Below are 21,488 nucleotides of genomic sequence, written 5' to 3'. Positions count from 1 at the left end.
TTCGAGAACCGGGGCCGTTCAACAGCCCGGGTCACTGTTCTCACGCGTGACGGTGGTGGATCTGCGGGTCCCCGTCCTTCTTGCGGCTGATCTCCACCAGCTTCGGGTAGTCGACGGCGACTCCGCGCAGCAGGGTGTGCACGGCTTGTTCCACCTCGTCGTCGCTGGTCACGGCGTGACCGAACAGCGCGCGGTCGTGGACGAGTGAGGCGAGCAGGTCGAGCAGCAGGCCGCGGTCGACGTCGTCACGCAGGTCTCCGCGTGCGAGAGCGCCGTCGAGCACCTGGCCGACAGCGGCCCGTGGCGGGTCGAACAGTGCGGCCATGAAGTCCTCCCGCCGCTGAGGGTCGTCTCCGCAGTCGGCGAGCAGCGAGGCGAGCGCCTCCGGCGGCATGCGCTGGAACGCGGCAACATACAGCTTGATCGCGTCGCTGAGGTCGCAGATCGTGCAGTCGCTACTGGGTGCCCTGAGCCGGCCCAGACGGGCGGTCAGGGCGTCGAGCGCCAGGTCCGGCAGGGTGCCCCAGCGCCGGTAGATCGCTGGTTTCGTCGTACCGGCGCGGTGCGGCGCGACGGAAGCGTGGTTGTCGAGTTGACACCGGTACTGCGGTTCGTGGCCGCGGGAGAGCGCATGCCGGGCGAGGGCACGTACGACATGGCGACCGTGGCCGTTCCCACGGAACGCGGGCAGCGTCAGGACGCCGAAGTCGGCGATGGTTCGACCACGGGGCTGAGATTCCCCGTCGCGAGCGGGTCCTGGCGGCGAAGGCGGGGCAGGGCTCAGGTGGCCCTCTCCAGGCGTCGCATCAGGGGAACGTGACGTAGCCCTTCCCGGTGGAGGGAAGGGCTACGTGAGCGAGCGCTCGGGCAAGCCTTGCACCTGCATTTCCCCACGGGAAGTGGAGCGTCTTTCCTTGGACCACCAACGCATCGTCGGTCACCGCGAGTTTCGGTGAACCGGCAAGATCAACTGTAGCGCATGCGTGCGATCGGTCGGGCGCGGCCGAAGCGTGATGGTTTGCCAGGGTTTCGGTTCCGGTATCGCGCATCGCGGTGGAGCCGGGCGGTTCCGATTGCGTGACGTTGCCGCATCGTGGGTCGAACAGCATTCGGGGGACGGCGAGGTGGCCGAGGCCGAGACCGCTGACGAGACCGTGAGTGAATCGGCTGCCTTCGTCAGAAGTGCCGACGGCCAGGGGCAAACGGCCAGGGGCGAGGCGTCCACTGCTGGTTCGCGTAGCGATCACGTTCGGGGCCGGCCGCTCGCGTTGCAGGTTCGGCTCACGCGGAGCTGTGGACCGCGCGGTGCTGGCTGGGTGTGGTCCCGTAGCGGTCCAGGAAGACCTGCCGCATCGTCTCGGCGGAGCTGAACCCGCAGCGCCTCGCGATCGATGCCAGCGGCAGCGCTGTGGAGACGAGGAGTTGTGAGGCCGACTCGGCTCGGGCGGTCCGTACGAACTGGGCCGGTGTCTGTCCGAGGTGGTCGAGGAACAGCCGGGCCAGATGACGCCCGCTGACTCCCGCGTACGAGGCGAGCGCGGTGGCACTGAGGTCGCCGTCGAGGTGCCCGGTGATGTGCTCTACGGTCCGTCGCACGGTCCGGTGTTCCGGAGCCGGTGCGTCGACGAACATGCTGATCTGGGCCTGGTTGCCGGGCCGTTGGAGGTAGGTCACCATCATCCGGGCCAGCGTCCGGGCGAGGGCCGGGTTGTGGTCCTCCTCGACGAACGCGAGGGTGAGGTCGAGCGCCCCGGTGACCCCGGCCGATGTGCAGACGTGCTCGTCGCGGAGGTACAGCGGCGCGGGGTCGACTTGGACGGCCGGGTGACGCTGCGCGAGGTCGTGCGCGTACGCCCAGTGGGTCGTGGCGCGCCGGCCGTCGAGCAGCCCGGTCGCCGCCAGAACACTGGCGCCCGTGCACACCGATGCGACCCGACGGCTGATTCCGGCCAGGTGGCGCACGTGCTCGACCAGCCAGGTGTTCTGCGCCGCCGCGGCGTGGCCCGGCCCGCCGACGACCAGCAGCGTGTCGATCGGTCCGTGGGTACGCTCCAGCGCCGCCTGCGCACCCAGGACCAGTCCTGAGGAGCAGCGCACCGGGCGGCCCTCCGGGGTGACCAGGCGGACATCGTAGGGCGGACTCGCACCGAGGCGGTTCGCCCCGTCGAAGGCGCTGGTCACGCAGGCGACCTCAACGAGTTCGACGTCGTCGTAGGCCACGACCACCACGCGGTGGCGGACAGCTGTCGTCATGCCTACGACCCTACCGAATCCGTCTGCAGGACAGGTATCCCAGGATTCCGGACATAGAGTCCAGAGGCTCCCGTCTCTGGTTGCGGTGGTGGGTGAGGGTGGTCAGGCCGGCCACCGGCCACCCACCGACATTCAGGAGTCCTGTCATGACCGAAACCTCGCCCGTGCCGTCGGCCCCGGTGAAAACCATTGTCTTCGTGCTGTACCCGGGCCTCACGCCGCTGGACATCGTCGGCCCGCTGCAGGTCTTCGCAGCGCTGGCTGATCTGGTTCCCGGCTACCGCACCGTCGTGATCGGCGAGCGGATCGAGCCGATAGGAAGCGACACCCCGCTGTCCCTGGTACCCAGTCACACCTTCGAGGAAATAGCGGATCCGCACACAATGATCGTGCCCGGCGGCCTCGTCCCCACCCTTGCCGCGATGGCCGACGAGAATCTGCTGGGGAACCTACGCGAGACCGCGGCGCGGTCACAGATCGTCGGCTCGGTGTGCACGGGCTCGCTACTGCTCGCGGCGGCAGGGCTCCTGGAGGGCCGCCAGGCCACCACGCACTGGATGTACCGCGACTTGCTCGCCCGCTTCGGGGCAACGCCGGTCACCCGGCGCTGGGTCGAGGACGGGCACTTCATCACCGCCGCCGGCGTCTCGGCCGGCATCGACATGGCACTGCACCTTGTCGGCCGCCTCGCCGGCAACAAGGTCGCGCGCATGGTCCAGCTGTTCATCGAGTACGACCCCGAGCCGCCCTTCGGCCCGATCGACTGGACAGCTGCCGACAGCGGCCAGTACGCGCCCTTCGCCCGACAGCTGCTCCAGAACGCTCTCACCGACCACCCTGCCCTGCTGGCGCACCTGAGTAACTGAGCGCCGTGGGCTGCTGGGCGGGAGGGGGAAGGCATACGGCGCAGTGGTCATGAGGCCCGATGGCCAGGTCGGAGCCCAGACCCGGCCGGGCCGGAGGAGGCGGACACGGCACCCGGAATTGTGTCGCGGCCCGGCGACCGGGCCTGTGGGGCCCGTGCCGCCGGGATGCCCCGGCGGCACGGGCGTCTTCGCGTGTCCCGAGGTGCTGTTACGCCGTGCTGGGTTCGGAAGGCGCGGCGAAGACAGCACGGGCTGCGTTTCTCTGTGCCAGTGCCTCTTGGTCCGCGTGCCAGCCAGCGCTGTGCCGAAGTGCGTCGAACTCGCGCTTCAGGTTGGTGGCGGAGGTGGTGCGGGTGTCGGTGCTGATGGTGACCGGGAGGCCGTCGGCCAGCAGGCGGGCGGCCGGGTGTTCGGCGAGGGTGGGTACGGCGCCTGTCTGCACGTTGCTGGTGGGGCACATCTCCAGGGCGATGCGGTCGGCCCGCAGCCGGTCGAGGAGCGCGGGGTCGGTGGTGCAGCGGACGCCGTGACCGATGCGTCGGACGCCGAGGATGTCGATCGCCTCCCACATGCTCTCGGGCCCGGCGGCCTCCCCCGCATGCGCGGTGCAGGGGAGGCCGCCTGCGTGGGCGAGGTCGAAGGCGGCGCGGTGGGAGCGGGCGGTGAAACGTTTCTCGTCGCCGGCGAGGTCGAGTCCGGCGACATGCTCGCGTTGACGCAGCGCGGTCTCGGCGACGGCGACGCTCCCGTCGGGGTTCTGGTGGCGCAGGCAGCACAGCAGCAGCCCTGTACGCACACTTGTCGTCTCACGTCCTGCGGCCAGGCCCTCGGCCACTGCCTGCACGGCCTCGTCGAGGGTCATCCCCTCGCGGCCGTGCAACTGGGGTGCGAAGCGGACTTCGCCGTGGACCACGCCGTCGGCGTCCCAGTCCTCGACGAGTTCGCGTGCGGCTCGGGTGAGCGCGTCGGGGGTCTGCAGCACCTGCAGAGGGGTGTCGATGTAGGTGAGGAAAGTGGTGAGGCTGTCGCAGTTGGCCGGGGCGACGACCAGTTCCTCGACGGGTCTATTCAGCACGATGCCCTGCTCGCGAGCCAGGTCTGCGACCGTGCCGGGACGCACGGATCCGTCCAGATGGCAGTGGAGTTCGTAGCGCGGTGTGGGTGTGCTTGAGAGGATGTTCATCGTTTGCTTCCAGCTCACGGGGTCGCGGGGATGGTGGGCGCGGACGCCGGGACCGGGACCGGTGCTGCGACGGTGTCGAAGAGGAGCTTCTTGAAGCCGGCCTCGTCGACACGGCGTACCAGGGTCATGTTGGGAGCGGGCGCGGCCACACGTCGGTCGATGAGCATCTGGCAGCGTGCTTCGTCGCCCACAGCGATGTCGACATGGGCTTCTTCCTGCTCCGTTTCTGACTTCAGCTCGTCAGGGTGAGGCTGGGTGGTCGAGGGCCAGGCCGGTGCCGGCTATGAAGCCGTCGAGGGTTTCTGGCCGGTATTGAAGGCGTTTGAGCCGGTTGCGTACGAGGACTTCGAGCCTGTCCAGGGCGACGACGGCGAGGTTTGCCAGGCTGCGTTTGACGTGCGCCCACACCCCCTCGACCGGGTTCAGGTCGGGCGAGTAAGCGGGCAGCAGGAACACCGTCAGCCATTCCCGTGCGTCGATCAACTCTCGTATCGTGCGGGAGACATGGGTGTTGAGCCGGTCCCACACCAGCACGATCGGTGCCTTGATGAGCTGGTGGGTGCCGTCGGCCAGGGTGATGAAGTCGCGCTCGCTCATGCTGCGGCGCTTGCCCTTGCCCGAGGGGTGGGTGCGCAGGCGGTGGCAGAGCCGGGTGCGGGAGCCGGGCCGCATCGCAATCAGCCCGGCCACCGACAGGCGTCCCGAGCGCCGTCCGCTCACCGTCACGACCGGGGTGCGGCCGCGTCGGCCCCAGGTCCGGCCTCGCGGCGGTCTGCGGGTGAAGCCTGCCTCGTCCTCGAAGCAGATGTAACCCCCGCAGGCCGCCCTCGCCCTTTTACCTCCGCCCGGGTCGCCTCCTTCCACACGGTGACGGCCTGCTCGTCGCGCTCGGCGACCCGCCGGGCGGGGACCTGCGGGGAGAACCCGAGCCGGTGCATCAGCCGGGTGGCACCCGAGATGCTGTAGGAGACGTGGAACTTCCTGCCGATCAGCGTGGTCACCCGAGCGGCCGTCCACACCTGGTCCTCCACCCAGCCGTGCGCGGCCGGCCCCTGCTGGAGATACACGGCCAGATTCTCCAAGCAGCGCGGGGACAGGGGGCATCGCGACCTGCTCGGACCACGGGAGGCCAGAGCCTGAACACCGCCCTCCCGCCACCGCTGGTGCCACTGGTAGGCCGATTTCAGGCTCACCCGCAGCCGCCGCGCGGCCTCCGGCGGCTTGATCCTCTGCTCGAACAGCTCGGCTGCCTGCATACGCACCGTCTCCCGGCGCCGACGTCCCGCGGCGGTCAGCCCGCCCCCATCCGCATACCTCACACACCACGGGATACAGCCACCACTCCAGGCCCTTCAGGGACTTCGCGCAGATTCACCCCAACGAGCCGAAGTCAGTATGGACTCCGGCTACGACGTCACCTACCTCTCCCACGCCCTGGCGGACCTGCCCGTCGTCCTGGTCGGACGCCTGCGCTCGGACCGCGTCATGCTCCGCGACCCCGGTCCCGTCCGCTGCGGGCCGAAGGGCGGACGGCCGCGTCGGCACGGCGGCGCCCTGACCTTCGCCAAGCCCGAAAGCTGGCACGAACCCGACGTCACTACGGTCACGGACACCACCCGCTATGGCAAGGCCGAGGCCAGAGCCTGGGACCGGATGCACCCCCGGCTCACCCACCGCGGCCCCTGGCTGGAGCACGCAGAAGAGGAACTGCCCATTCTGCACGGCGCGTTGATCCGCCTGAAGGTCGAGCGCATGCCGGGCGACCGTGACCCGAAACCGGTCTGGCTGTGGTGCTCGGCCACCGCCGCCACCCCGGCGGACGTGGAGCGCTGGTGGCAGTCGTTCCTCCGCAGATTCGACCTGGAGCACACCTTCAGGCTCATGAAACAGACGCTCGGCTGGACCGCCCCGAAGGTCCGTCACGCGGACACCGCCGACCTGTGGACCTGGCTCATCATCGCCGCCCACACCCAGCTCCGCCTGGCCCGGCCACTCGCGGAGGACCTTCGCCGTCCCTGGGAACGACCGACCGAGCCCCGCCGGCTCACCCCCGCCCGGGTGCGGCGGGGGTTTCACAACGTCCGCGCGGCCACGGCCCGGCCCGCGGCCGCGCCGAAACCGTCCCGGCCAGGGCCGGGACGGCCTGCAGGCTCGAAGAAGAAAAACCGGGCCAGGCATCACGATGTCGGCAAGACGGTCAAACGCGCCGAATCGATCAAGGAACACCAAGCCCGCCGAGGATAAACGCCAAGCTGAGAGTAGACCAGCTGCCGCACCTTACTTGAGTGCGCCAGGCCCAGCCGGAGCTCCTGCGCCTCCCCGTCCTGTTCGAGGTCGACGATAAGCCAGCAGAAGCAACAGGTGGGGTTCCGATCCAACGAGACGCTTCCTTGCAGTCGAGGCAACTTCGGCGAGTGAAGCATGCTCTCCACCGAGACAGGAACCGAGGAGCGGGACCCCTTAGGGCTTGTGGTCCGGCACTGACTCGGGGAGTCCTGCGTACCCGACAACGGACGGTCCGATCATCCACCGTCGGGGCAGCAACTACGCTGACAATGCGGCTACCACTCCGACGAGAACGGTCAGCGGAAGCTCCGCGTGCAGCACGCTCCAGTCCGGCCCTGTTTCGAATCCGGCGCGCGCCCGGAGTTCGGCATCTGCGGCCCATCCCAGCAGCCCGACGAATCCGCCGGCCAGGGCCACCCCGGTACCACTCAGTGCTTCAACGCGTTCCCTCATGATCACTGGAGATGCTGGCTGCCCCGTGGGAGTTCCCGCGGAACCGCACGATTCTCCGTCGCGAGAAACGAAGAGGCCGAGGACGATGGTGGCTACCGCGGCCGATCGGGAACCACGACGGCACAGTGGTCATGCAGACCCCACGGCCGTCCCTTGCGCACCGGGTCGGCGCCCGCCCTCCCGCCGCAGGCGGGCCTCGCCCGTGCGCTCGCAGCCCGAACCGGCATCGAGCAGTGGGTCGGCTGATACAACACCGAGCGCTTGTACTCAGTATTCGGCTACCTCCCGCCCGAGGAATTCGAAGCCCAGCATGCCGATGCCAGGCGACCGCGAACGCCGCCTGAAACCACACAAACCAGCCGCGAAACTCGGAACAGCTCACCAGGCGCTGGGCCGGGATGCATGGTCTGTCTGGGCGCTGGCTGCCGAGCAGGACACATGACAGGTGACTCTCGGGCTCTGATGACGTCGCGCCCGAAGCAGGTGGGGTGGTGGCGCATCCCATGTCGTCATCTACTCATGAGGGCGGGGGGCGACTGAGGGCGGTTGCGGGCTCGGAAGGCAGCGTTGTGGCTTGCTCAACCGCGGGGCCGGAGGGGATACCGACGACACGCGATCCGCGAGGTGACGGAATGTACGTCGTGGTCAACGGACCGGCGGCCGACCCGGGTTGGGTGACACTCTCGCCGCGGCGCGTGCGGTCAGGGTAAAGCGGTTGCTCGCAGGCGGACTGGTGACGATCATCATCACTGATGACTGGTGAACTTTCTTCTGTGAGGGGTCTGCGGTGACGATCGTGACGAGGGCTGACGGATTCGATCCGGTTTGCCTGGAGGAGGCCGTCTCCGCAGTGGCGCAGGGGAAGGGGTTCTCCGGCACGGTCCGGGTCACGCGTCATGGGGAGCCGGTATTCACCCGTGCGTTCGGGATGGCGTCACGGCGGTGGTCCATACCGAACACGTGCGACACGCGATTCCGGGTGGCGTCGGTGTCCAAGATGTTCACAGCGGTGGCCGTCCTGCAGCTCGTCGAGCGGAAGCAGGTCTGCCTCGACGACGCGCTGGTGGGCTTCGTGAAAGAGCACATGCCCCAGCTCGATCCGCGTGTCACGGTCCACCACGCCCTGACGATGACGGCGGGCATCGGCGACTGGTTCGAGGAGGGCAGCGACGACTGGGAGGCCGAATGGGCCGCCCTGACCTCCTCCCACCCGCTCTACCTGCTACGGAGCAACAAGGACTACCTGTCGCTGTTTGCCGGCAAGCAGCCCCACTTCCCTCCCGGGGAGCGTCATCTGTACAACGGCGCCGGCTACATCCTGCTCGGCCTGCTCATCGAATCGGTGACCGGCCGATCCTTCGAGGAGGTCATCGCCAACGATGTATTCGCCCGTGCCGGAATGAGCGCGGCAGGATTCCCGGCCCTGGACGACCTGGGGCCGGACATTGCCGAGGGATACCTCACCACCGCCGGCAGCCCCACCCCGTACCGGACCAATCACTACGCAACCACCCCCGGGGCCGCCGCCGACGGAGGGGCTACCTGTAGCGCCGCCGATCTGACGGCCTTCGCCCACGCACTGCGCCACAGGCGGCTGCTGAACGAGGAGACCACGCGCCTGGCGCTGACTCCGCAGGTCGACGAGCGTGAGGAGAAGGTCCGCGGCTACCGGTGGATGTACGGCTTCGGCCTCACCCACATCCTCGACGACGAAGGAACCATCGTCCGCTGGGGCCACACGGGCGAGGAGGACGGGGCCAGTGCCCGCCTCTATCACTACCCGCAACAAGGCCTGGACGTCGCCGTCCTCGGCAACATCAGCTGGTGCGCCGGCGACGTGGGGTGGGCCATCCACGACGCCCTGGTCGGCAACTGAACAGCCGCGTGCCGCGTTCGCGACGCCGGGCGCTCAGCAGACCGGACAGGCATCGAAGGGTGGAACTGGAAAGATCGAGCCCTGATGGGTAGACAAGCACACGATGCTCCGGGCAGACAGGTTGAACTGGGTCGACAGCCCTTAGCTTGTCGTTTAACCATGGCCTAGCTGGGCTCGTGGAAAAATCCCAACCCAGATCATCTGATAGCGGCCCGGAGGGTGTGTTGCGGGAGTCCGGGAGCGAGGGTGCGTCAAGACACCAGGTGCTGGCAGCACGGGACCTGGTGCTCGGCTTCGTCGGCGCTCTCGGCGCTGCCCGCGCTGCGGTTCGGAAGTCCGTGCCCTCGCTGAATCGGCTAGCGGACCTGCTCGTGCTTGCCCACTCCGGCGAGATCAGCCGCCGCGGCGACGTCGGCGGCTACTCGTATGCGGTGCACGGGGTGGGCTGTCGACTGGCAAGCCCGGAAGGGATCGACATCGACGTGGACTTCGCCGCGGATGGAACGGAGATCTTCGACTTCTGGCGCCTTCGCCTCTTCGGCCAGAGTCTGCCGACGCCTGTTGACCCCTTGGCGGAGGACCTGCGCTCAGCGGTCGAGGGACTGGAGGACGTACTGACCGAGGTCAGGCCGGGTTGGTTCACTGCGGCAGGGCCGCTTCGAGACACCTTCGAAGGCCCGGCGTCGAACGCAAGTCGAAGTTGATCGGCGTTTCCGCAGTTCAGCTGACGTGAGAGCAGCCTTCGACTGATCCTTTACTCCGTCTCAGCTTGGTCAGCCCGCACCTGACGACCTCGACCGTGTCCTCCGCCGCGAGTTACGCAGGATCCAGCTCCGGCCCCACCTGATCAACGGCTGCCTCACCGCCACCGGTCTGACCCTCGTACCACCGACTCCACCCGGAAAACCTCAGTAACGCGGCCTGTCAAGCCGCGAGTGCGGTGGGTGGCAGGGGTTCATAGGCCCGTCCGTCGCGGAGGAGTGAGCCTTTTCCAACCTGCTGACGGGCTGGTCGGGTTGAGGAATCCCGGCTGTGCTGAATGACGAAGCTCCTGGCAGACGGTGTCACGGCCAAGATCCACCGCTCACCAGGAGCTTCGCGTGCTTGTCTGCCCGTCGGCGATCGATCTGTCCAACACTCACCTGTGGCACGTTGCCAGCCGGCTGTCCGCACATCGTCGGGAGATCGGTTCGCGCTGGCGGCGCCTGGCGCCGGGACGACAGGCCCTGCTCGTCCTGGCGCACCTGCGGTGCGGTGACACCTACGCCCGCCTCGCGGCCGGGTTTTGCATCGGGATCGCGGCCGTGTACCGGTACGTCCGCGAAGCCGTCGAGGCCCCGCGCCCGGCCGGGGCGGGCCCCCGCCTCATCTCTCGGGCGCGGCAGTGACGGCAGAGCCCTGCTGGGCGCGATCGCGGTCACGGGCATGGATGCGGCCGGGGGAAGGGAAGCCGTCGCGCCGGGCGAGCACGGCAGTCAGTACGGAGGCAGCCAGCAGGGCGGAGGCCGTCCACGGCAGGGCCCGTGTCCCGGCGCTGTCCAGGACGGCGCCGCCGAGCAGGGAGCCGCCGGCCATGCCGGTGTTCCAGCCGGTGACCCAGAGGGAGTTGGCCGTGTCGGCATCGAACGGGGCCGCCGTCACCCCCGCGGTCTGCGTCAGGGTCGGAATGCCGCCATGCGTAACGCCCCAGAGCACCGCACCGAGCACCACGGCCACGGTGCTTTGCCCGACCGCGCCGAATACCGCCAGGCACGCAGCGGCCAAGGCCAGCAGGCCGACCGTGGCGGCGCGCAGCCGGCGGTCGGCGGTGGCTCCGGCGAGCCAGACGCCCCCCATGGAGCCCAGCCCGAACAGGAACAACACGGCGCCGGTGCCGACAGCCAGCTCCGCTTGTTCCACGAAGGGGGCGATGTAGGTGTAGAGCACGTAAAACCCGAGGACCATCAGGAGCGACGCGATGTTGATGGCAGGGATTCCGGGCGTACGGACTGTGCGCATCAGCCCGGAGCCGCGGTTCGCCGTCTCGCCGGGCAGCTGCGGAAGATGCCACAGCGCGGTGGCGGCCAGGGCCACGGCCAGCACGGTGAGCAGCCCGAAGGTGGCGCGCCAGCCGATGAGTCCGCCGAGCGCGGTACCTGCCGGAATACCGAGCGACAGCCCGACGGTCATGCCGGCCAGCGCGGTGGCGATCGCCTTGCCGCTGCGCTGCGGGGCCAGCCGCGCGGCGTAGGCCGGGACCATGGCCCACAGCAGGCCGGCGAACACCCCGGAGAAGACCCGCGCGGCAAGCGTCAGGGCGAAGCCGGTGGACATCGCCGTCACCACGTTGGTGGCAGCGAAGCCGAGGAGCAGTGCCAGCAGCAGGGTGCGGCGGGGCAGGATCAGAGTCCAGGCGGTCATCGGGATCGCGGTGAGGGCCGCGGCCAGTGCGTAGACGGTGATCAGCAGCCCCGCACGCGCCTCGCTCACGCCCAGGTCGGCGCTCATCGCGGGCAGCAATCCGGCCGGCAGAGCCTCGGTGAGGATGGTGACGAACGCGGATCCGGCCAGCACCAGGAGCCCACTCAGGGGCCAACCCGCAGTGGTGGACGGGCGATTCGTAGAACGCGGAGAGTGAGTGTCGGAGGTCATGCCCGGAGGCTAAAACCCTCACGTCTGCGTGAGGGTCAAATCCGGATCCGGGCCCCATCGCCCGCCCTCACGCCTCCACGGTCGCGCGGGCCGCTTTCCGGGCGGCCCGGAGATAGGCGTCGACGGCATCGCGATTGCGGGTCAGGCACCGGATGCGACTGTCGAGGTGCTCCCGCTCGGCAGACACCTGGTCGAGCATTTGCGCACAGGGGACCTGCGGCAGCAGATCCGACGGGCCGTCGAGGTACGGCAGGATGTCGCGGATGATCCGGGTGGGCAGCCCGCACTCGATCAGCCCGCGGATCTGCCGGACCACCTCGTCGGCCCCGTCACAGAAGTCGCGGTAGCCGTTGCTGCCCCGGGCGGGCCGGATCAGCCCCTCCTCCTCGTAATAGCGCAGCGCGCGCACGCTGACACCGGTCATCCGCGAGAGCTCGCCGATCTTCATGTGGCCCACCTCACAACGTCTTCCGTTTGACCCTCACGCTCACGTGAGGGTTTTACGTTACTGCACCTCGACCTCCGAAAGGAAAGGCTCACCCACATGTCCGACCCGAGCACGACCGACCGCATCGACCCCCAGATCCACCAGGGTCTGCGGAACCTGCACACGCTGACCGGACCAGGCGGTCTCATCAACTTCGACATCCCGCGCCAGCGCAAGCTGTACGAGGAGATGAATCAGGCAGCCCTCGCGGCGCTGCCGCCCAATGACCGAGTGCAGTACGAAGACCTCTCCGTGCCCGGCCCGACCTACGGCCCAGAAGTGAACATACGGGTCTACCGCCCCACAGAAAGCAAGAACACCGCGCCCCTCCCAGGCATCCTGTACATCCACGGCGGCGGCATGATCACCGGCAGCATCCTGACCGACCACCGGCAGGTGCTGCCCCTCGTCGAAGCGGTCGACGCGGTCGTCGTCTCCGTCGAATACCGCCTGGCACCCGAACACCCCGACCCCGCCCCCGTCGAGGACTGCTACGCCGCGCTGCTGTGGATGTCCCGCAATGCCTCCGCGCTCGGTGTCGACCCCGGCAGACTGGCCCTCTACGGCGGCAGCGCGGGAGGCGGCCTGGCCGCCGGCGTCGCCCTGCTCGCCCGCGACCGCGGCGGCCCTCACCTGGCCTTCCAGATGCTTCCCTACCCGATGCTCGACGACCGCAACACGACACCGTCCAGCCACGAGATCACCGACATCGGCATCTGGGACCGCGCCGCCAACATCCAGGGCTGGCAGTCCCTCCTGGGCGACAGGCTCGGCACCGACCACGTCAGCGCCTACGCCGCGCCCGCCCGGGCCGAGGACCTCAGCGGACTGCCGCCCACATACCTGGACGTCGGCGACCTCGACCTCTTCCGCGACGAAGACATCGCCTACGCCAACCGGCTCATGCAAGCAGGCGTCCCCGTAGAACTCCACGTCTACCCCGGCGGCATCCACGCCAGCGAACTGCTCGCCCCCGACGCCGAGCTCAGCGCCCGCATCACCAACTACCGCATGACCGCACTCAACCGGGCCCTGAACCCGCCCCCGGCAGCGGGTGGATGCCTGTAGCCCAACCGATATCGGGTGGAACCGCGCTCCGTACCGCTGTCGTGTCGGTCTGCCCGCCGTCGGGCACCAAGGAACGGCTCCACTTCACAGAAACTGAGCCAGAGCCTGACGAGGCGCAGCGTTTCTCGGGCAGTTCGGGAGGCGTGCACGCACTCCAGCGGGCCCGAATGCCGACGAGTACGGACAGCACCCCCCAGGACGGCGCGACTCAGGCCTCGTTCGCGACGGAGGTTTCACAAAACCGCCTCGCCGACCGCAGCCGGGACGGTTGCATCACGGGCGGAACTGTTCATTGCCCAGCATTCGTCCGTGGTCAGCGGGCGCGCGTCTGCGATTCCGATGGCGTCGTGAAGCAGTTCACCGGGCCTGGCTGCATCCGGTTCGGGGTGTTCAGGTGTTGGTGGTGGGGGTGAGGGGGCTCGTGGTGCGTGGCGGCGGGGGTGGCCCGGCTGGGCGGGGGTTGGGGGAAGGGGAGGGTGATGTGGTGGCCGGCTGCGTGCGAGTTGGTGTCCGGCCAGGCGGCGGGCGTCGTCGAGGGACGGGGCATCGGGGCCGGTGAGGAATTGGTTGGTCAGGCCGTCGAGGAATGCCATGGCGATGGTGGCGACGCCCTGGGGGCGCAGTCGTGGAAGTCACCGCGGTCCAGACCGTCTTCGACGGCGGCGACGAGCGGGGTCAGGATGCGGCGGCGCAGCTCACCGCCCGGACAGTCGGCTGCGTGACCTGGCCATGGACGGGTACGTCGATCCGACGGTGACCGGACGCACCGGAGCACCGTTCCTCGCGCCTTTCGGGGACCAGGTCGTCGAGATGCGCGCGTGGAACCCCGCCGACTCGAGGATCGGCTGCGGTACGGTCCGGGCCGGCGGGGTGGTGAGGCCGGCGGTGCTGGTGGCCAGGCAGGCCGTACAACAGCAGCCGGCGGCGAAAGCCGTACCGGGAGCATAGGCGGCGCGGCTGTCGGCCCATCCCAGCAGATCGGCCAGGCACCGACCTTCGGCAGGATCGGATTACGAGTGGGGACTCAGAACTGAAAAACAGTCCACTTATCTCGAATTGGACTTGGTTTCGCTGCGATTGGTGCCGATACAGTCGCGCCATGCGTATCCACATCGTAGACGCCTTCACCGACCGGCCCTTCGCCGGCAACCCTGCGGGCGTGTGCCTGCTTGATGCCGAAGACTGGCCTGAAGTTGCCTGGATGCAGCGTATTGCTGCCGAGATGAATCACTCGGAGACCGCCTTCGCGCGGCAGCTCCCCGCAGGCGACGGCGCGGACTGGGAGATCCGCTGGTTCGCTCCGCTCGTCGAGACCAATCTGTGCGGCCATGCCACATTGGCCACGGCGCATACGCTGCGGCGGGAGCGAGGGGTTGTCGGCGCGCTGCGTTTCCGCAGCCGGTTCAGCGGCATCCTCACCGCGCATGCACACGAGGACGGCAGCATCACCCTGGACTTCCCAGCCGCGCCCGGCACGGAAGTCCCGGTGCCGGAAGGCTTGCCGGAGGCCCTGGGGGTGAAGCCGGAGGCCGCCTTCCGTACCGGTGCGCTCGGTGACCTGCTGACCGTCCTGCCCGACGAGGCCACCGTCCGGTCCGTGACCCCCGACCTCAACGCGATAGCCGACCTCACCCGCCGTGAGAGCCTACGCGGCGTCATCATCACGGCCCCGGCGCCCGGACCCGGCCTGGAGTACGATTTCGTCTCCCGCTTCTTCTCACCCGCCGAGGGCATCCTCGAGGATCCGGTCACAGGAAGCGCCCACACCGCCCTGGCCCCCTACTGGTCGGCGCGGATCGGCCGCAACGTACTCACCGGCCTGCAGGTATCCGCGCGCACCGGGCTTGTCAGGACCGCCGTGCTCGGTGACCGCGTCCATCTCACCGGGTACGCGGTCACCATTCTCGACGGAACCCTGCACACGTAACTGACCGATTCCCAGGGATCAGCCACGCTGATGGGACGAGCGAGGCCAACATCGTTGTGTTGGACTCCCTCGGCATCGCACTGGACGTGAAGTCCGACGGCCTGCTGAAGGACTCACCCGATCCGGATCCGTGGCGGCCGGCCCCCGGGATCGCCCCGCAGCCCGGCGATGCGGAGCCGGTGACCTTGGCCGCCACGCAGGCGATGACCGGTTTACCTCCGAGCAGGAAGCGGTTGCTTCGAACGGCAGCGGCTGTACCCGGAACAGCCCTGGCGCCATAGACGGAAACCGCACCGTCCATATGCCTGCGACAGGCGCCTCGTACGGTGGTTGAGCCGGTGGATCTCCTCGATCATCACCAGTTGCACGCCGGCCACGGTGTAGGTGCGGCGGAGCGTGCTCACGATCTGGGCCTGGGACATGTGCCCGCTCGCGGGGATGCCGAGGTAGCGGGCGAATTCCAGGGCGAGGGTCTTGGCGCCGGCGGTGGGTGGGATCAGCACGTAGGCGACCTTGCCACCCACATTTACCAGGTCGGGGAACTGCTCCTCGAAGTCGCCCCCGCCTACCTCTCCGACGACCAGGCCACCGACACCCTCACCCGGTTCTGCAACGACATCGGCATCGACCCCGACCACGCCCTCGCCGCCCGCCGCTACGCCCTCACCTCAGACCGCCGCGCCCTCCACGGCACCGTTTCTCTGACAGGTGTGGGCACTCTGTGCCCGCCCCTCGCGCGTTCCCCTGCCGCGCCCGCGTCTACCAGCGCATACCGAGGGCATCCACATCCCCACGGCGATGCCCGGTGAGCCTGTCGGCCCGTTTGCGGACGTTGTCGAGCCACGTGCCGAGCTTGACCACCACGACCCCTTCAGCGCCGCCCTGACGACCTCCCATGCCTTCTTCAAACTCCACGTGCTCGGCGTGCTTGCGAGGTACCCGCAAGTGCCCCTCACGGCCATTGAACTGACGTGCGGCCGCAAGGTTGAGTGCCCACATATCGTCTTGTGTCCTTCGTACCGGCCGATCGACGTACTCGTGCACCAGTCTTGAGGAAGAGACGAAGAAGTCCCGTCCGGACCGCCGGGAAAAGCTGCAGCAGCTGGACACGGCCGTGCGAACCTGGCCGAGGCCGAGGCCGACCGCCGCCGGCTCCAGGGACCGCCGGACGACGACGGCGACATCGGCGGCACGCGGACGACACCGCGCGACCCGAAGCAGCCTCCGAAGGGACCGGGCTCCACCAACCCGACGACCACATCGACCACACCGACCACATCGAAGGGGACCAAGAGCACGACCGTGACCGGGCCCACGGTGACGCCGAAGGGAACCACCAGCACGACCGACCCCGCGATGTCCTGGAAGGGGTGGAGCAGTCTCAAGACCCCGAAGGCCGGGTTCCGGGGCAGCACGGGCACCAATCAGATGGCTGACGCCATTGCCGGGGTCATCGCCGACGGCATCAGCCAGGACTACGCGGCCCACCTGGACCGCAGGAACCAGCAGCTGCTGGAGCAGGCACGCAAGGACCCGGCTCTGGCGAAACGGATCATCGACGACTACAACGAGATCAAGGACAACAACGAGATCGAGGTCCTCTTCCGCGGCTTCGACACCTCCAAGGGATTCACCCAGGACGCCACCCGCCAAGTCGCTCCTGAGCTGATCAAGTCCCAAAAGGCGATCGACACCGCGAAAGCGGTCGCCGACAAGTCCAACGCGGACCCGTTCTACCAGCAGGCGCGTACGGAGTGCGGCGGGTACGACACCTGCGTCACCGACCGGGTCGCCAAGCTCCGGGACCAGAAGAAGACAACCACCGCCACGACCACGACACGTACCGAGCAGCACAAGCAGTCCCAGAAGAAGACGCAGACCCCGGACTACCGGGGCAAGGGCGGCGTCAAGGCCTCGGCAGCCTGAGCCTGCGGACCGGCACTGAGCCGGACACCAGGCCCGGGCTCAGACTCCCGGTCCTCCGCCTGCCCAACCGACGAAGGCCGAAGGAAGCGCCCGGGGGCGCGGTGGGGGGGCAGTACGAGTACGTCACCAACATCGGTCTCGCCGCGTAGGCCGCCCTGCACCTCCCCTGAGCGCCTGCCAGCCGCTTCAGGTCTCCCCGGCCCAGGGAGCGGCCCGCGTACGACGAGACGCTGAGGGTTCAGGGCGCCAAGCGCGAGGAGCAGCGGTGCAAGGAGGGGACCTGCCGGAAGCCGAAGAAGAAGGGGGCGTCACCGGTGACGCCACCCCGAAGGATGCCGAATCGGGGGGTAGGGCCCCGGGGAGAGTCCCGTTCTCCCGACTTGGTCGCGGGACGTCGCCGACACGAGCGTCGACGACGTCCGCGCCGCCCACAAAGCCGGCCCCGCACCACACCCATGCGACAACGTCGGCCTTCAAGACCACAACCAGGTCTTGAAAGCCGACGTCACGCGCGGGACCGAATTGACCAACAGCGTCCCGGGGGTGGTGCGGCCCCGGTGCGAGGAGTAGCAGCCCAGGTTGTCCGGTCACAGACCGCAGACTGCACCTTCCCTATCGACGGGCCTGGCGGGGCACCCCCGCGATCTGCGACGGGGGTTGACCACGACCGACCCGGCCTGCCCGCAGGCACCCTCGGCCAGGGAAGTGCTCCGCACACGGCGAGAACGCGGCGGCCAGGTCGCCCGCCGCTACGCCACAGGCCGGCAGCCCGGTGGCGGCTCTCAGAATCCCGGCGGCCGGCGGAACCCGCCGATCACCTTCGCAAGGCACCGCACGAACTGGACCGCGGTGCGGTCGTGCAGGTAGGGGGCGATCACCTGGATGCCGACAGGAAGCCCGTCCCGGGTCGTCCCGACAGGTGCCACCGCCGCGGGCAGATGGTTGAGCGACGACGGCGCCATCCACGTGAGCATCTCGCGATAGGGCCGGTCGGTGCCGTCGACCCGCAGTGTCCGGACCGACCAGCCGGGGTCGGGTCGGTGGTCGTGGGGGAAGGCGGCCGTGGGGCTCACCGGGCAGATGAGCACGTCGACGTCGCGGAAGAACTCGGCCCAGCGGCGCCGAGAGTGCTGCCGACGTTCGTCGAGGTCGTGCCAGTCACGGAAGCGGAGCGTCAGGTCCGACGCGAACCCGCCCGCGTCCCCTTCCGCCGAGGCGAGCTCCACGAGCCCGGCATACGACTCGTCCGGCTCGACCAGCCCGCTCTGCGCCATCAGCAACGGCTGGTAGAGGGCCATCGTCTCTTCGAGCCCGACCGGTCCCTTGCCCTCGACCACGACGGCGCCCTCGGCCCGCACCGCTTCCAGCGTGGTCTGCATGATCGCGGCCAGCTCGCTGTCGACGGGGCAGAACGGGTCGTCCAGCCATGCTGCGACCCGGAACTCCCGCAGGGTGCTCGACCTGGCGGGGGGCAGCTCCAGCCGCCATCCCGGGGCGCGGTCGTGGTCCGCTCCCGCGAGGACGTCGAGACCCAGGTCGAGGTCGTCGGCGTGCCTGCCGAGCGGGCCGAGTACCGCCATGTCGAAATCCGCCAGCGTCCCAGGAGCATGTCCCGAGACGCTCCCGTACCTCGGCACGATCCCGAATGACGTGCGCAGCCCGTAGACGCCGCAGAAGTGGGCAGGCACCCGTATCGAGCCTGCCGTGTCGCCGCCGAGCTCCAGGCCGGTCAGCCCTGCGGCGACTGCCGCGGCGGACCCGCCGGACGAACCGCCGGGTCCGCGGGTCGGGTCCCACGGATTGTTCGTGGTCCCGTAGACCTCGTTGTAGGTCTGCCAGTCCCGGGCGTCCGGCGGCATGTTGGACTTGCCGAACACGATCGCTCCCGCGTTCTTGAGCCGTGCGACCGACTCGGCGTCGTTCGTCGAGACATGCTCCCCCCAGCGAGCCGAACCCCCGGTGGTCCGCATGCCCGCAACTTCGAGACTGTCCTTGATCGTCACAGGGACGCCGTGCAGGCGGCCGAGCGGTTCGCCGCGCGAGACCGTGCGGTCGGCCTCCAGCGCTGCGGCCCTCGCACCCTCCTCGTCCCGGGCGACAATGGCGTTCACCTTCGGGTCGAGCCGCTCCACACGGGCGAGGTAGTGGTCGAGCAACTCAACGCTCGACACCTCCTTCGCCGCGACTGCGGCAGCGAGCTGACCTGCGGAGCGAAATGCTAGATCGGTCATGCAATCTCCAGAAAAGGCCAGACCCGCGGCGATCACATTGCTGTGGCCGACGCAAAATCCCAGTTCAGGGCGGGTCTAAGTCGACCTTAGCGGACGCGGGGGACCATGTCGGGGTGTGGCCTTTCTCACTTTCAGCAGCGGCTTTGTCCAGCACTCTGGGCAGCGACTGGAGGCCGACGGGCTCGGGAATGGTCACGAGAAACGGGAGGCCCCCCCACCCGGCCCGAGGACGCTCGGGGCGCTTACGGCAGCAGAAGGGGCCCGAACGTCTGCCGGGCAATGTGTTCCGCCTCCGGCTGATCGACCACACGGCCAGGGACATCCGGGCGCCAGCGTTCTCGGCGTCGGTGAAGAAGTTCAGCGCGTCGCAGCAGACAGCGGGTGGGGGTGGCGCAGGACGAGGCGCCGTGGATGTTCCCTGCCCGGTCCAGGGTGAGGAAGTCCTCTGCGGCCAGTCCGCCAGCACCTCGGTCGTGTTCCTTCCGGCCCCGGCCGTCTGCAGCATCTCTGTATCGCGGCGGTTCCGGTGGCGGCGAAGTGCGCAGGATCTGCTGGTGCACGGCTCGCAGGCCGCGTTCGGCGGGCGCGCGGCGTTGTGGAACCTCAGAAACGGCGCGCCCAGATCCTGGAACCAGCTGGGCGGCCGGCGTGCGGTGAACGTGGCACTCATCGCGCCCAGCCAGGCCGCGAACGAGGAATAGTCCGGCCGTGCCTCGTCCGCGAACTCCCAGTCGCCGCCATCGGCATAGCGTGCGAGCCCCTCCCGGGCGTCCTGGTGGTGGTAGTAGACCGGGTACTCGCCCTCCGCGTCCGGCTGGGTGACATCGAAGCACCACACCGCCTCGTAGCCCCTGTCGACGCCGAATCCGACCAGATGGTTGGTGGACAGCCAGCGGCCGTCCCCGCGGCCCACATGCTCGGGCAGGTGCACCAGATCCGTGTTCAGCTCGGCGATGGCTTTGTCATCGACGATGGTGAACTCCGCCGATCCGCCGTCCGTCTCGCGTCCACAGCTCAAGGTGTTGTGCTCGGCGAGGAAGGCCCGATAACTGGGCGGCGCCGTCCAGTTGACGCTTCCGAAGTGCGGCGCAAGGCCCATTTCCCGGTTCGCTACGGCCTCGGCCGAGGCAGGCTCCGATGGCCGAGAGCGTGACGGTGCCGTCCCCGGCGGCGCGGCGGAGGATCGCCAGGCTGTCGTGTATCAACGCTCTGCTCCATTCATCTTGAGGTCTTCTTGCGGTTTTGTTCCGGTGGTGCCGCACGCGGCGGGCACCGGTGGTGGGCCGACGGGAAGCCGTCGGCCGGCCTCAACGCGCCGTCAGGCGGCGTCGCCTCGCCAGGTCCGGTAGCCGGCTGAGGCGGCTACGTCGGCGAGGCCGCGGAAGTCCGGGCGGCGGGCGAGGGTCCGGTTGGCGGCCTGGTAGGCGTCGTCCGTACGGTCCGCCTTGAGGAACAGCTTGACCTGTACGGCGCGGATCCAGTCGCGGGTGGGGTTGTCGGGCTCGCTGCGGGCGAGGGCGGCGAGACGCTGCCGGACGGGCGGGTTCAGAAGGCCGAAGTCGATGGTGACGTCTTCGAGTTCGGTGAGCGCGTAGAACGACTCGGGCAGCGTCGTCAGACCGTTGAACCCCAGGTCCTCTCGGGCAGGGGTGCATTACGGTGAGGCACGAGTGCCTTGCTGGTCGCCGGTGCAGATGTCGCAATCCACACCAGGCCAGAAGGCCCTCACCCATTTCAAGATCATTCAACCGTGAACCCTGTCACCAACCTCCATCGGCAGAACACCTAGTACTGGCTGAAGCCGGGTGGCGCGCTCCACGATGGCCTTGTCGATGGTGGTGCGCAGCCGTGCCTCGTGTACTTCGATGCCCAGACTGTGGCAGGCGCGGGTGAAGCCCGCGGAGATGAACGGCGAGCCGTGGTCGATGACGAGTGTTTCGGGTTTGATGACGGGACGGGCGGCGGCGCCGGTGAAGCGGGGGTCGGCCGCCAAGAGGTCCTCGAAGGGGAGGTCGGAGCCTTCCATGAAGGTTTCCGGTGCCCAGCCCGGGCGCGCGGGTAGCGGGGCCGTGGTCTGGGCGACGACCTGCATGGTGTCGAACGAGCGGGTGGCCCGCCCGGCGGCCCATCGCCCCGTCCCGCCTGTGCGGCCGGTGCGCTTGGGCACGAGCAGAGATCACCGCCACGGGGTGCAAGGGCGGCGAGTGTTACGTCGACGCGGACGCGGTGACGGACGGCGACCTCATTACGGCCGGGCCGACCGAACCGGTCGCGTTCGCCCGCGAGGTCTTCGCACGGCTC

General features: G+C 68.9%; 21 protein-coding genes and 3 pseudogenes. 10 read left to right on the top strand and 14 right to left on the bottom strand.

What is annotated here, in order from left to right:
- Positions 1–40: 40 nt before the first annotated feature.
- The gene (locus ACFYY7_RS41235; protein ID WP_388670307.1) at positions 41–715 is read right to left on the bottom strand and encodes a GNAT family N-acetyltransferase; all 675 of its coding nucleotides are present in this window, start codon (positions 713–715) and stop codon (positions 41–43) included.
- Between the two features lie 566 nt (positions 716–1,281).
- Positions 1,282–2,253 carry a GlxA family transcriptional regulator gene (locus ACFYY7_RS41230; protein ID WP_388670257.1) on the bottom strand — a complete coding sequence of 324 codons (972 nt, stop codon included), beginning with the start codon at positions 2,251–2,253 and terminating at the stop codon, positions 1,282–1,284.
- A 146-nt stretch (positions 2,254–2,399) separates the two neighbouring features.
- Here ACFYY7_RS41230 and ACFYY7_RS41225 point away from each other — a divergent pair, with 146 nt between their 5' ends.
- Positions 2,400–3,119 carry a DJ-1/PfpI family protein gene (locus ACFYY7_RS41225; RefSeq protein ID WP_388670254.1) on the top strand — a complete coding sequence of 240 codons (720 nt, stop codon included), beginning with the start codon at positions 2,400–2,402 and terminating at the stop codon, positions 3,117–3,119.
- Between the two features lie 208 nt (positions 3,120–3,327).
- On the opposite strand, the gene add is transcribed toward ACFYY7_RS41225, so the two are convergent.
- From add to ACFYY7_RS41205, 4 genes are all read right to left on the bottom strand, one after another.
- Positions 3,328–4,302, bottom strand: a complete 975-nt coding sequence (add, locus tag ACFYY7_RS41220) for an adenosine deaminase (RefSeq protein WP_388670251.1) — start codon at positions 4,300–4,302, stop codon at positions 3,328–3,330.
- Positions 4,303–4,316: 14 nt separating this feature from the next.
- Positions 4,317–4,469, bottom strand: coding sequence for a hypothetical protein (locus tag ACFYY7_RS41215; protein WP_388670248.1), 153 nt, complete (start codon positions 4,467–4,469; stop codon positions 4,317–4,319).
- A 73-nt stretch (positions 4,470–4,542) separates the two neighbouring features.
- The gene (locus tag ACFYY7_RS41210) at positions 4,543–5,109 is read right to left on the bottom strand and encodes a transposase (protein ID WP_388670304.1); all 567 of its coding nucleotides are present in this window, start codon (positions 5,107–5,109) and stop codon (positions 4,543–4,545) included.
- Positions 5,025–5,597: a winged helix-turn-helix domain-containing protein gene (locus tag ACFYY7_RS41205; protein WP_388670302.1), complete on the bottom strand. Its 573-nt coding sequence runs from the start codon at positions 5,595–5,597 to the stop codon at positions 5,025–5,027. Before ACFYY7_RS41205 ends, ACFYY7_RS41210 begins: the two co-directional genes overlap by 85 nt.
- 94 nt (positions 5,598–5,691) lie before the next feature.
- Here ACFYY7_RS41205 and ACFYY7_RS41200 point away from each other — a divergent pair.
- Positions 5,692–6,546: pseudogene (locus tag ACFYY7_RS41200) on the top strand (transposase); the annotation flags it as partial.
- A gap of 300 nt (positions 6,547–6,846) precedes the next feature.
- Here ACFYY7_RS41200 and ACFYY7_RS41195 read toward each other — a convergent pair.
- Positions 6,847–7,041 (bottom strand): hypothetical protein, encoded by a 195-nt coding sequence (locus ACFYY7_RS41195; protein WP_388670245.1) that lies wholly within the window; start codon positions 7,039–7,041, stop codon positions 6,847–6,849.
- A 787-nt stretch (positions 7,042–7,828) separates the two neighbouring features.
- On the opposite strand from ACFYY7_RS41195, the gene ACFYY7_RS41190 reads away from it, so the two are divergent.
- The 3 genes and pseudogenes from ACFYY7_RS41190 to ACFYY7_RS41180 form a co-directional block, all read left to right on the top strand.
- Positions 7,829–8,917: a serine hydrolase domain-containing protein gene (locus ACFYY7_RS41190; RefSeq protein ID WP_388670242.1), complete on the top strand. Its 1,089-nt coding sequence runs from the start codon at positions 7,829–7,831 to the stop codon at positions 8,915–8,917.
- 263 nt (positions 8,918–9,180) lie between these two features.
- On the top strand, positions 9,181–9,621 hold the full coding sequence (locus ACFYY7_RS41185) for a DUF6896 domain-containing protein (RefSeq protein WP_388670239.1): 441 nt from the start codon (positions 9,181–9,183) through the stop codon (positions 9,619–9,621).
- 396 nt (positions 9,622–10,017) lie between these two features.
- A pseudogene (locus tag ACFYY7_RS41180) lies at positions 10,018–10,251 on the top strand (transposase family protein); the annotation flags it as partial.
- A gap of 31 nt (positions 10,252–10,282) precedes the next feature.
- On the opposite strand, the gene ACFYY7_RS41175 reads toward ACFYY7_RS41180, so the two are convergent.
- Positions 10,283–11,548, bottom strand: a complete 1,266-nt coding sequence (locus ACFYY7_RS41175; protein WP_388670236.1) for an MFS transporter — start codon at positions 11,546–11,548, stop codon at positions 10,283–10,285.
- A gap of 67 nt (positions 11,549–11,615) precedes the next feature.
- A complete protein-coding gene (locus tag ACFYY7_RS41170; RefSeq protein ID WP_388670233.1) occupies positions 11,616–11,996 on the bottom strand; it encodes a MerR family transcriptional regulator in 381 nt (126 codons plus the stop codon).
- Between the two features lie 96 nt (positions 11,997–12,092).
- Here ACFYY7_RS41170 and ACFYY7_RS41165 point away from each other — a divergent pair, with 96 nt between their 5' ends.
- The 3 genes from ACFYY7_RS41165 to ACFYY7_RS41155 all read left to right on the top strand — a co-directional run bounded on the left by ACFYY7_RS41165 (position 12,093) and on the right by ACFYY7_RS41155 (position 15,030).
- Positions 12,093–13,103, top strand: coding sequence for an alpha/beta hydrolase (locus ACFYY7_RS41165; RefSeq protein ID WP_388670230.1), 1,011 nt, complete (start codon positions 12,093–12,095; stop codon positions 13,101–13,103).
- Between the two features lie 729 nt (positions 13,104–13,832).
- On the top strand, positions 13,833–14,051 hold the full coding sequence (locus ACFYY7_RS41160; RefSeq protein ID WP_388670227.1) for a hypothetical protein: 219 nt from the start codon (positions 13,833–13,835) through the stop codon (positions 14,049–14,051).
- Between the two features lie 151 nt (positions 14,052–14,202).
- On the top strand, positions 14,203–15,030 hold the full coding sequence (locus tag ACFYY7_RS41155) for a PhzF family phenazine biosynthesis protein (protein ID WP_388670224.1): 828 nt from the start codon (positions 14,203–14,205) through the stop codon (positions 15,028–15,030).
- 212 nt (positions 15,031–15,242) lie between these two features.
- Here ACFYY7_RS41155 and ACFYY7_RS41150 read toward each other — a convergent pair whose 3' ends face one another.
- Both ACFYY7_RS41150 and ACFYY7_RS41145 read right to left on the bottom strand, forming a co-directional pair.
- Positions 15,243–15,668 carry a hypothetical protein gene (locus ACFYY7_RS41150; RefSeq protein ID WP_388670221.1) on the bottom strand — a complete coding sequence of 142 codons (426 nt, stop codon included), beginning with the start codon at positions 15,666–15,668 and terminating at the stop codon, positions 15,243–15,245.
- A 121-nt stretch (positions 15,669–15,789) separates the two neighbouring features.
- Positions 15,790–16,029, bottom strand: coding sequence for a helicase associated domain-containing protein (locus tag ACFYY7_RS41145; RefSeq protein WP_388670218.1), 240 nt, complete (start codon positions 16,027–16,029; stop codon positions 15,790–15,792).
- A gap of 303 nt (positions 16,030–16,332) precedes the next feature.
- Between ACFYY7_RS41145 and ACFYY7_RS41140 the strand changes: the two genes are divergently transcribed.
- The gene (locus ACFYY7_RS41140) at positions 16,333–16,956 is read left to right on the top strand and encodes a hypothetical protein (protein ID WP_388670215.1); all 624 of its coding nucleotides are present in this window, start codon (positions 16,333–16,335) and stop codon (positions 16,954–16,956) included.
- 782 nt (positions 16,957–17,738) lie between these two features.
- Here ACFYY7_RS41140 and ACFYY7_RS41135 read toward each other — a convergent pair.
- The 3 genes from ACFYY7_RS41135 to ACFYY7_RS41125 all read right to left on the bottom strand — a co-directional run bounded on the left by ACFYY7_RS41135 (position 17,739) and on the right by ACFYY7_RS41125 (position 21,354).
- The gene (locus ACFYY7_RS41135; protein WP_388670212.1) at positions 17,739–19,187 is read right to left on the bottom strand and encodes an amidase; all 1,449 of its coding nucleotides are present in this window, start codon (positions 19,185–19,187) and stop codon (positions 17,739–17,741) included.
- Between the two features lie 64 nt (positions 19,188–19,251).
- A complete protein-coding gene (locus tag ACFYY7_RS41130; RefSeq protein WP_388670209.1) occupies positions 19,252–20,286 on the bottom strand; it encodes a hypothetical protein in 1,035 nt (344 codons plus the stop codon).
- A gap of 645 nt (positions 20,287–20,931) precedes the next feature.
- A complete protein-coding gene (locus tag ACFYY7_RS41125; RefSeq protein WP_388670322.1) occupies positions 20,932–21,354 on the bottom strand; it encodes a hypothetical protein in 423 nt (140 codons plus the stop codon).
- 8 nt (positions 21,355–21,362) lie between these two features.
- On the opposite strand from ACFYY7_RS41125, the pseudogene ACFYY7_RS41120 reads away from it, so the two are divergent.
- Positions 21,363–21,488, top strand: a pseudogene (locus ACFYY7_RS41120) (glutamine amidotransferase); the annotation flags it as partial.

This window comes from Streptomyces sp. NPDC001933 (assembly GCF_042890955.1).
GTDB lineage: Bacteria > Actinomycetota > Actinomycetes > Streptomycetales > Streptomycetaceae > Streptomyces.
Note: the sequence above shows the minus strand (reverse complement) of the source record. Positions and strands in the feature narration are given on the sequence as shown.

Bases quoted from the DNA above. Each gene is read 5' to 3' on its own strand.
- ACFYY7_RS41230 (WP_388670257.1), bottom strand. From the start codon at position 2,253: ATGACGACAGCTGTCCGCCACCGCGTGGTGGTCGTGGCCTACGACGAC.
- ACFYY7_RS41135 (WP_388670212.1), bottom strand. From the start codon at position 19,187: ATGACCGATCTAGCATTTCGCTCCGCAGGTCAGCTCGCTGCCGCAGTC.
- ACFYY7_RS41145 (WP_388670218.1), bottom strand. From the start codon at position 16,029: ATGTGGGCACTCAACCTTGCGGCCGCACGTCAGTTCAATGGCCGTGAG.
- ACFYY7_RS41165 (WP_388670230.1), top strand. From the start codon at position 12,093: ATGTCCGACCCGAGCACGACCGACCGCATCGACCCCCAGATCCACCAG.
- ACFYY7_RS41195 (WP_388670245.1), bottom strand. From the start codon at position 7,041: ATGAGGGAACGCGTTGAAGCACTGAGTGGTACCGGGGTGGCCCTGGCC.
- add (WP_388670251.1), bottom strand. From the start codon at position 4,302: ATGAACATCCTCTCAAGCACACCCACACCGCGCTACGAACTCCACTGC.
- ACFYY7_RS41155 (WP_388670224.1), top strand. From the start codon at position 14,203: ATGCGTATCCACATCGTAGACGCCTTCACCGACCGGCCCTTCGCCGGC.
- ACFYY7_RS41130 (WP_388670209.1), bottom strand. From the start codon at position 20,286: ATGGGCCTTGCGCCGCACTTCGGAAGCGTCAACTGGACGGCGCCGCCC.
- ACFYY7_RS41170 (WP_388670233.1), bottom strand. From the start codon at position 11,996: ATGAAGATCGGCGAGCTCTCGCGGATGACCGGTGTCAGCGTGCGCGCG.
- ACFYY7_RS41175 (WP_388670236.1), bottom strand. From the start codon at position 11,548: ATGACCTCCGACACTCACTCTCCGCGTTCTACGAATCGCCCGTCCACC.
- ACFYY7_RS41160 (WP_388670227.1), top strand. From the start codon at position 13,833: ATGGACGGGTACGTCGATCCGACGGTGACCGGACGCACCGGAGCACCG.
- ACFYY7_RS41215 (WP_388670248.1), bottom strand. From the start codon at position 4,469: ATGCTCATCGACCGACGTGTGGCCGCGCCCGCTCCCAACATGACCCTG.
- ACFYY7_RS41225 (WP_388670254.1), top strand. From the start codon at position 2,400: ATGACCGAAACCTCGCCCGTGCCGTCGGCCCCGGTGAAAACCATTGTC.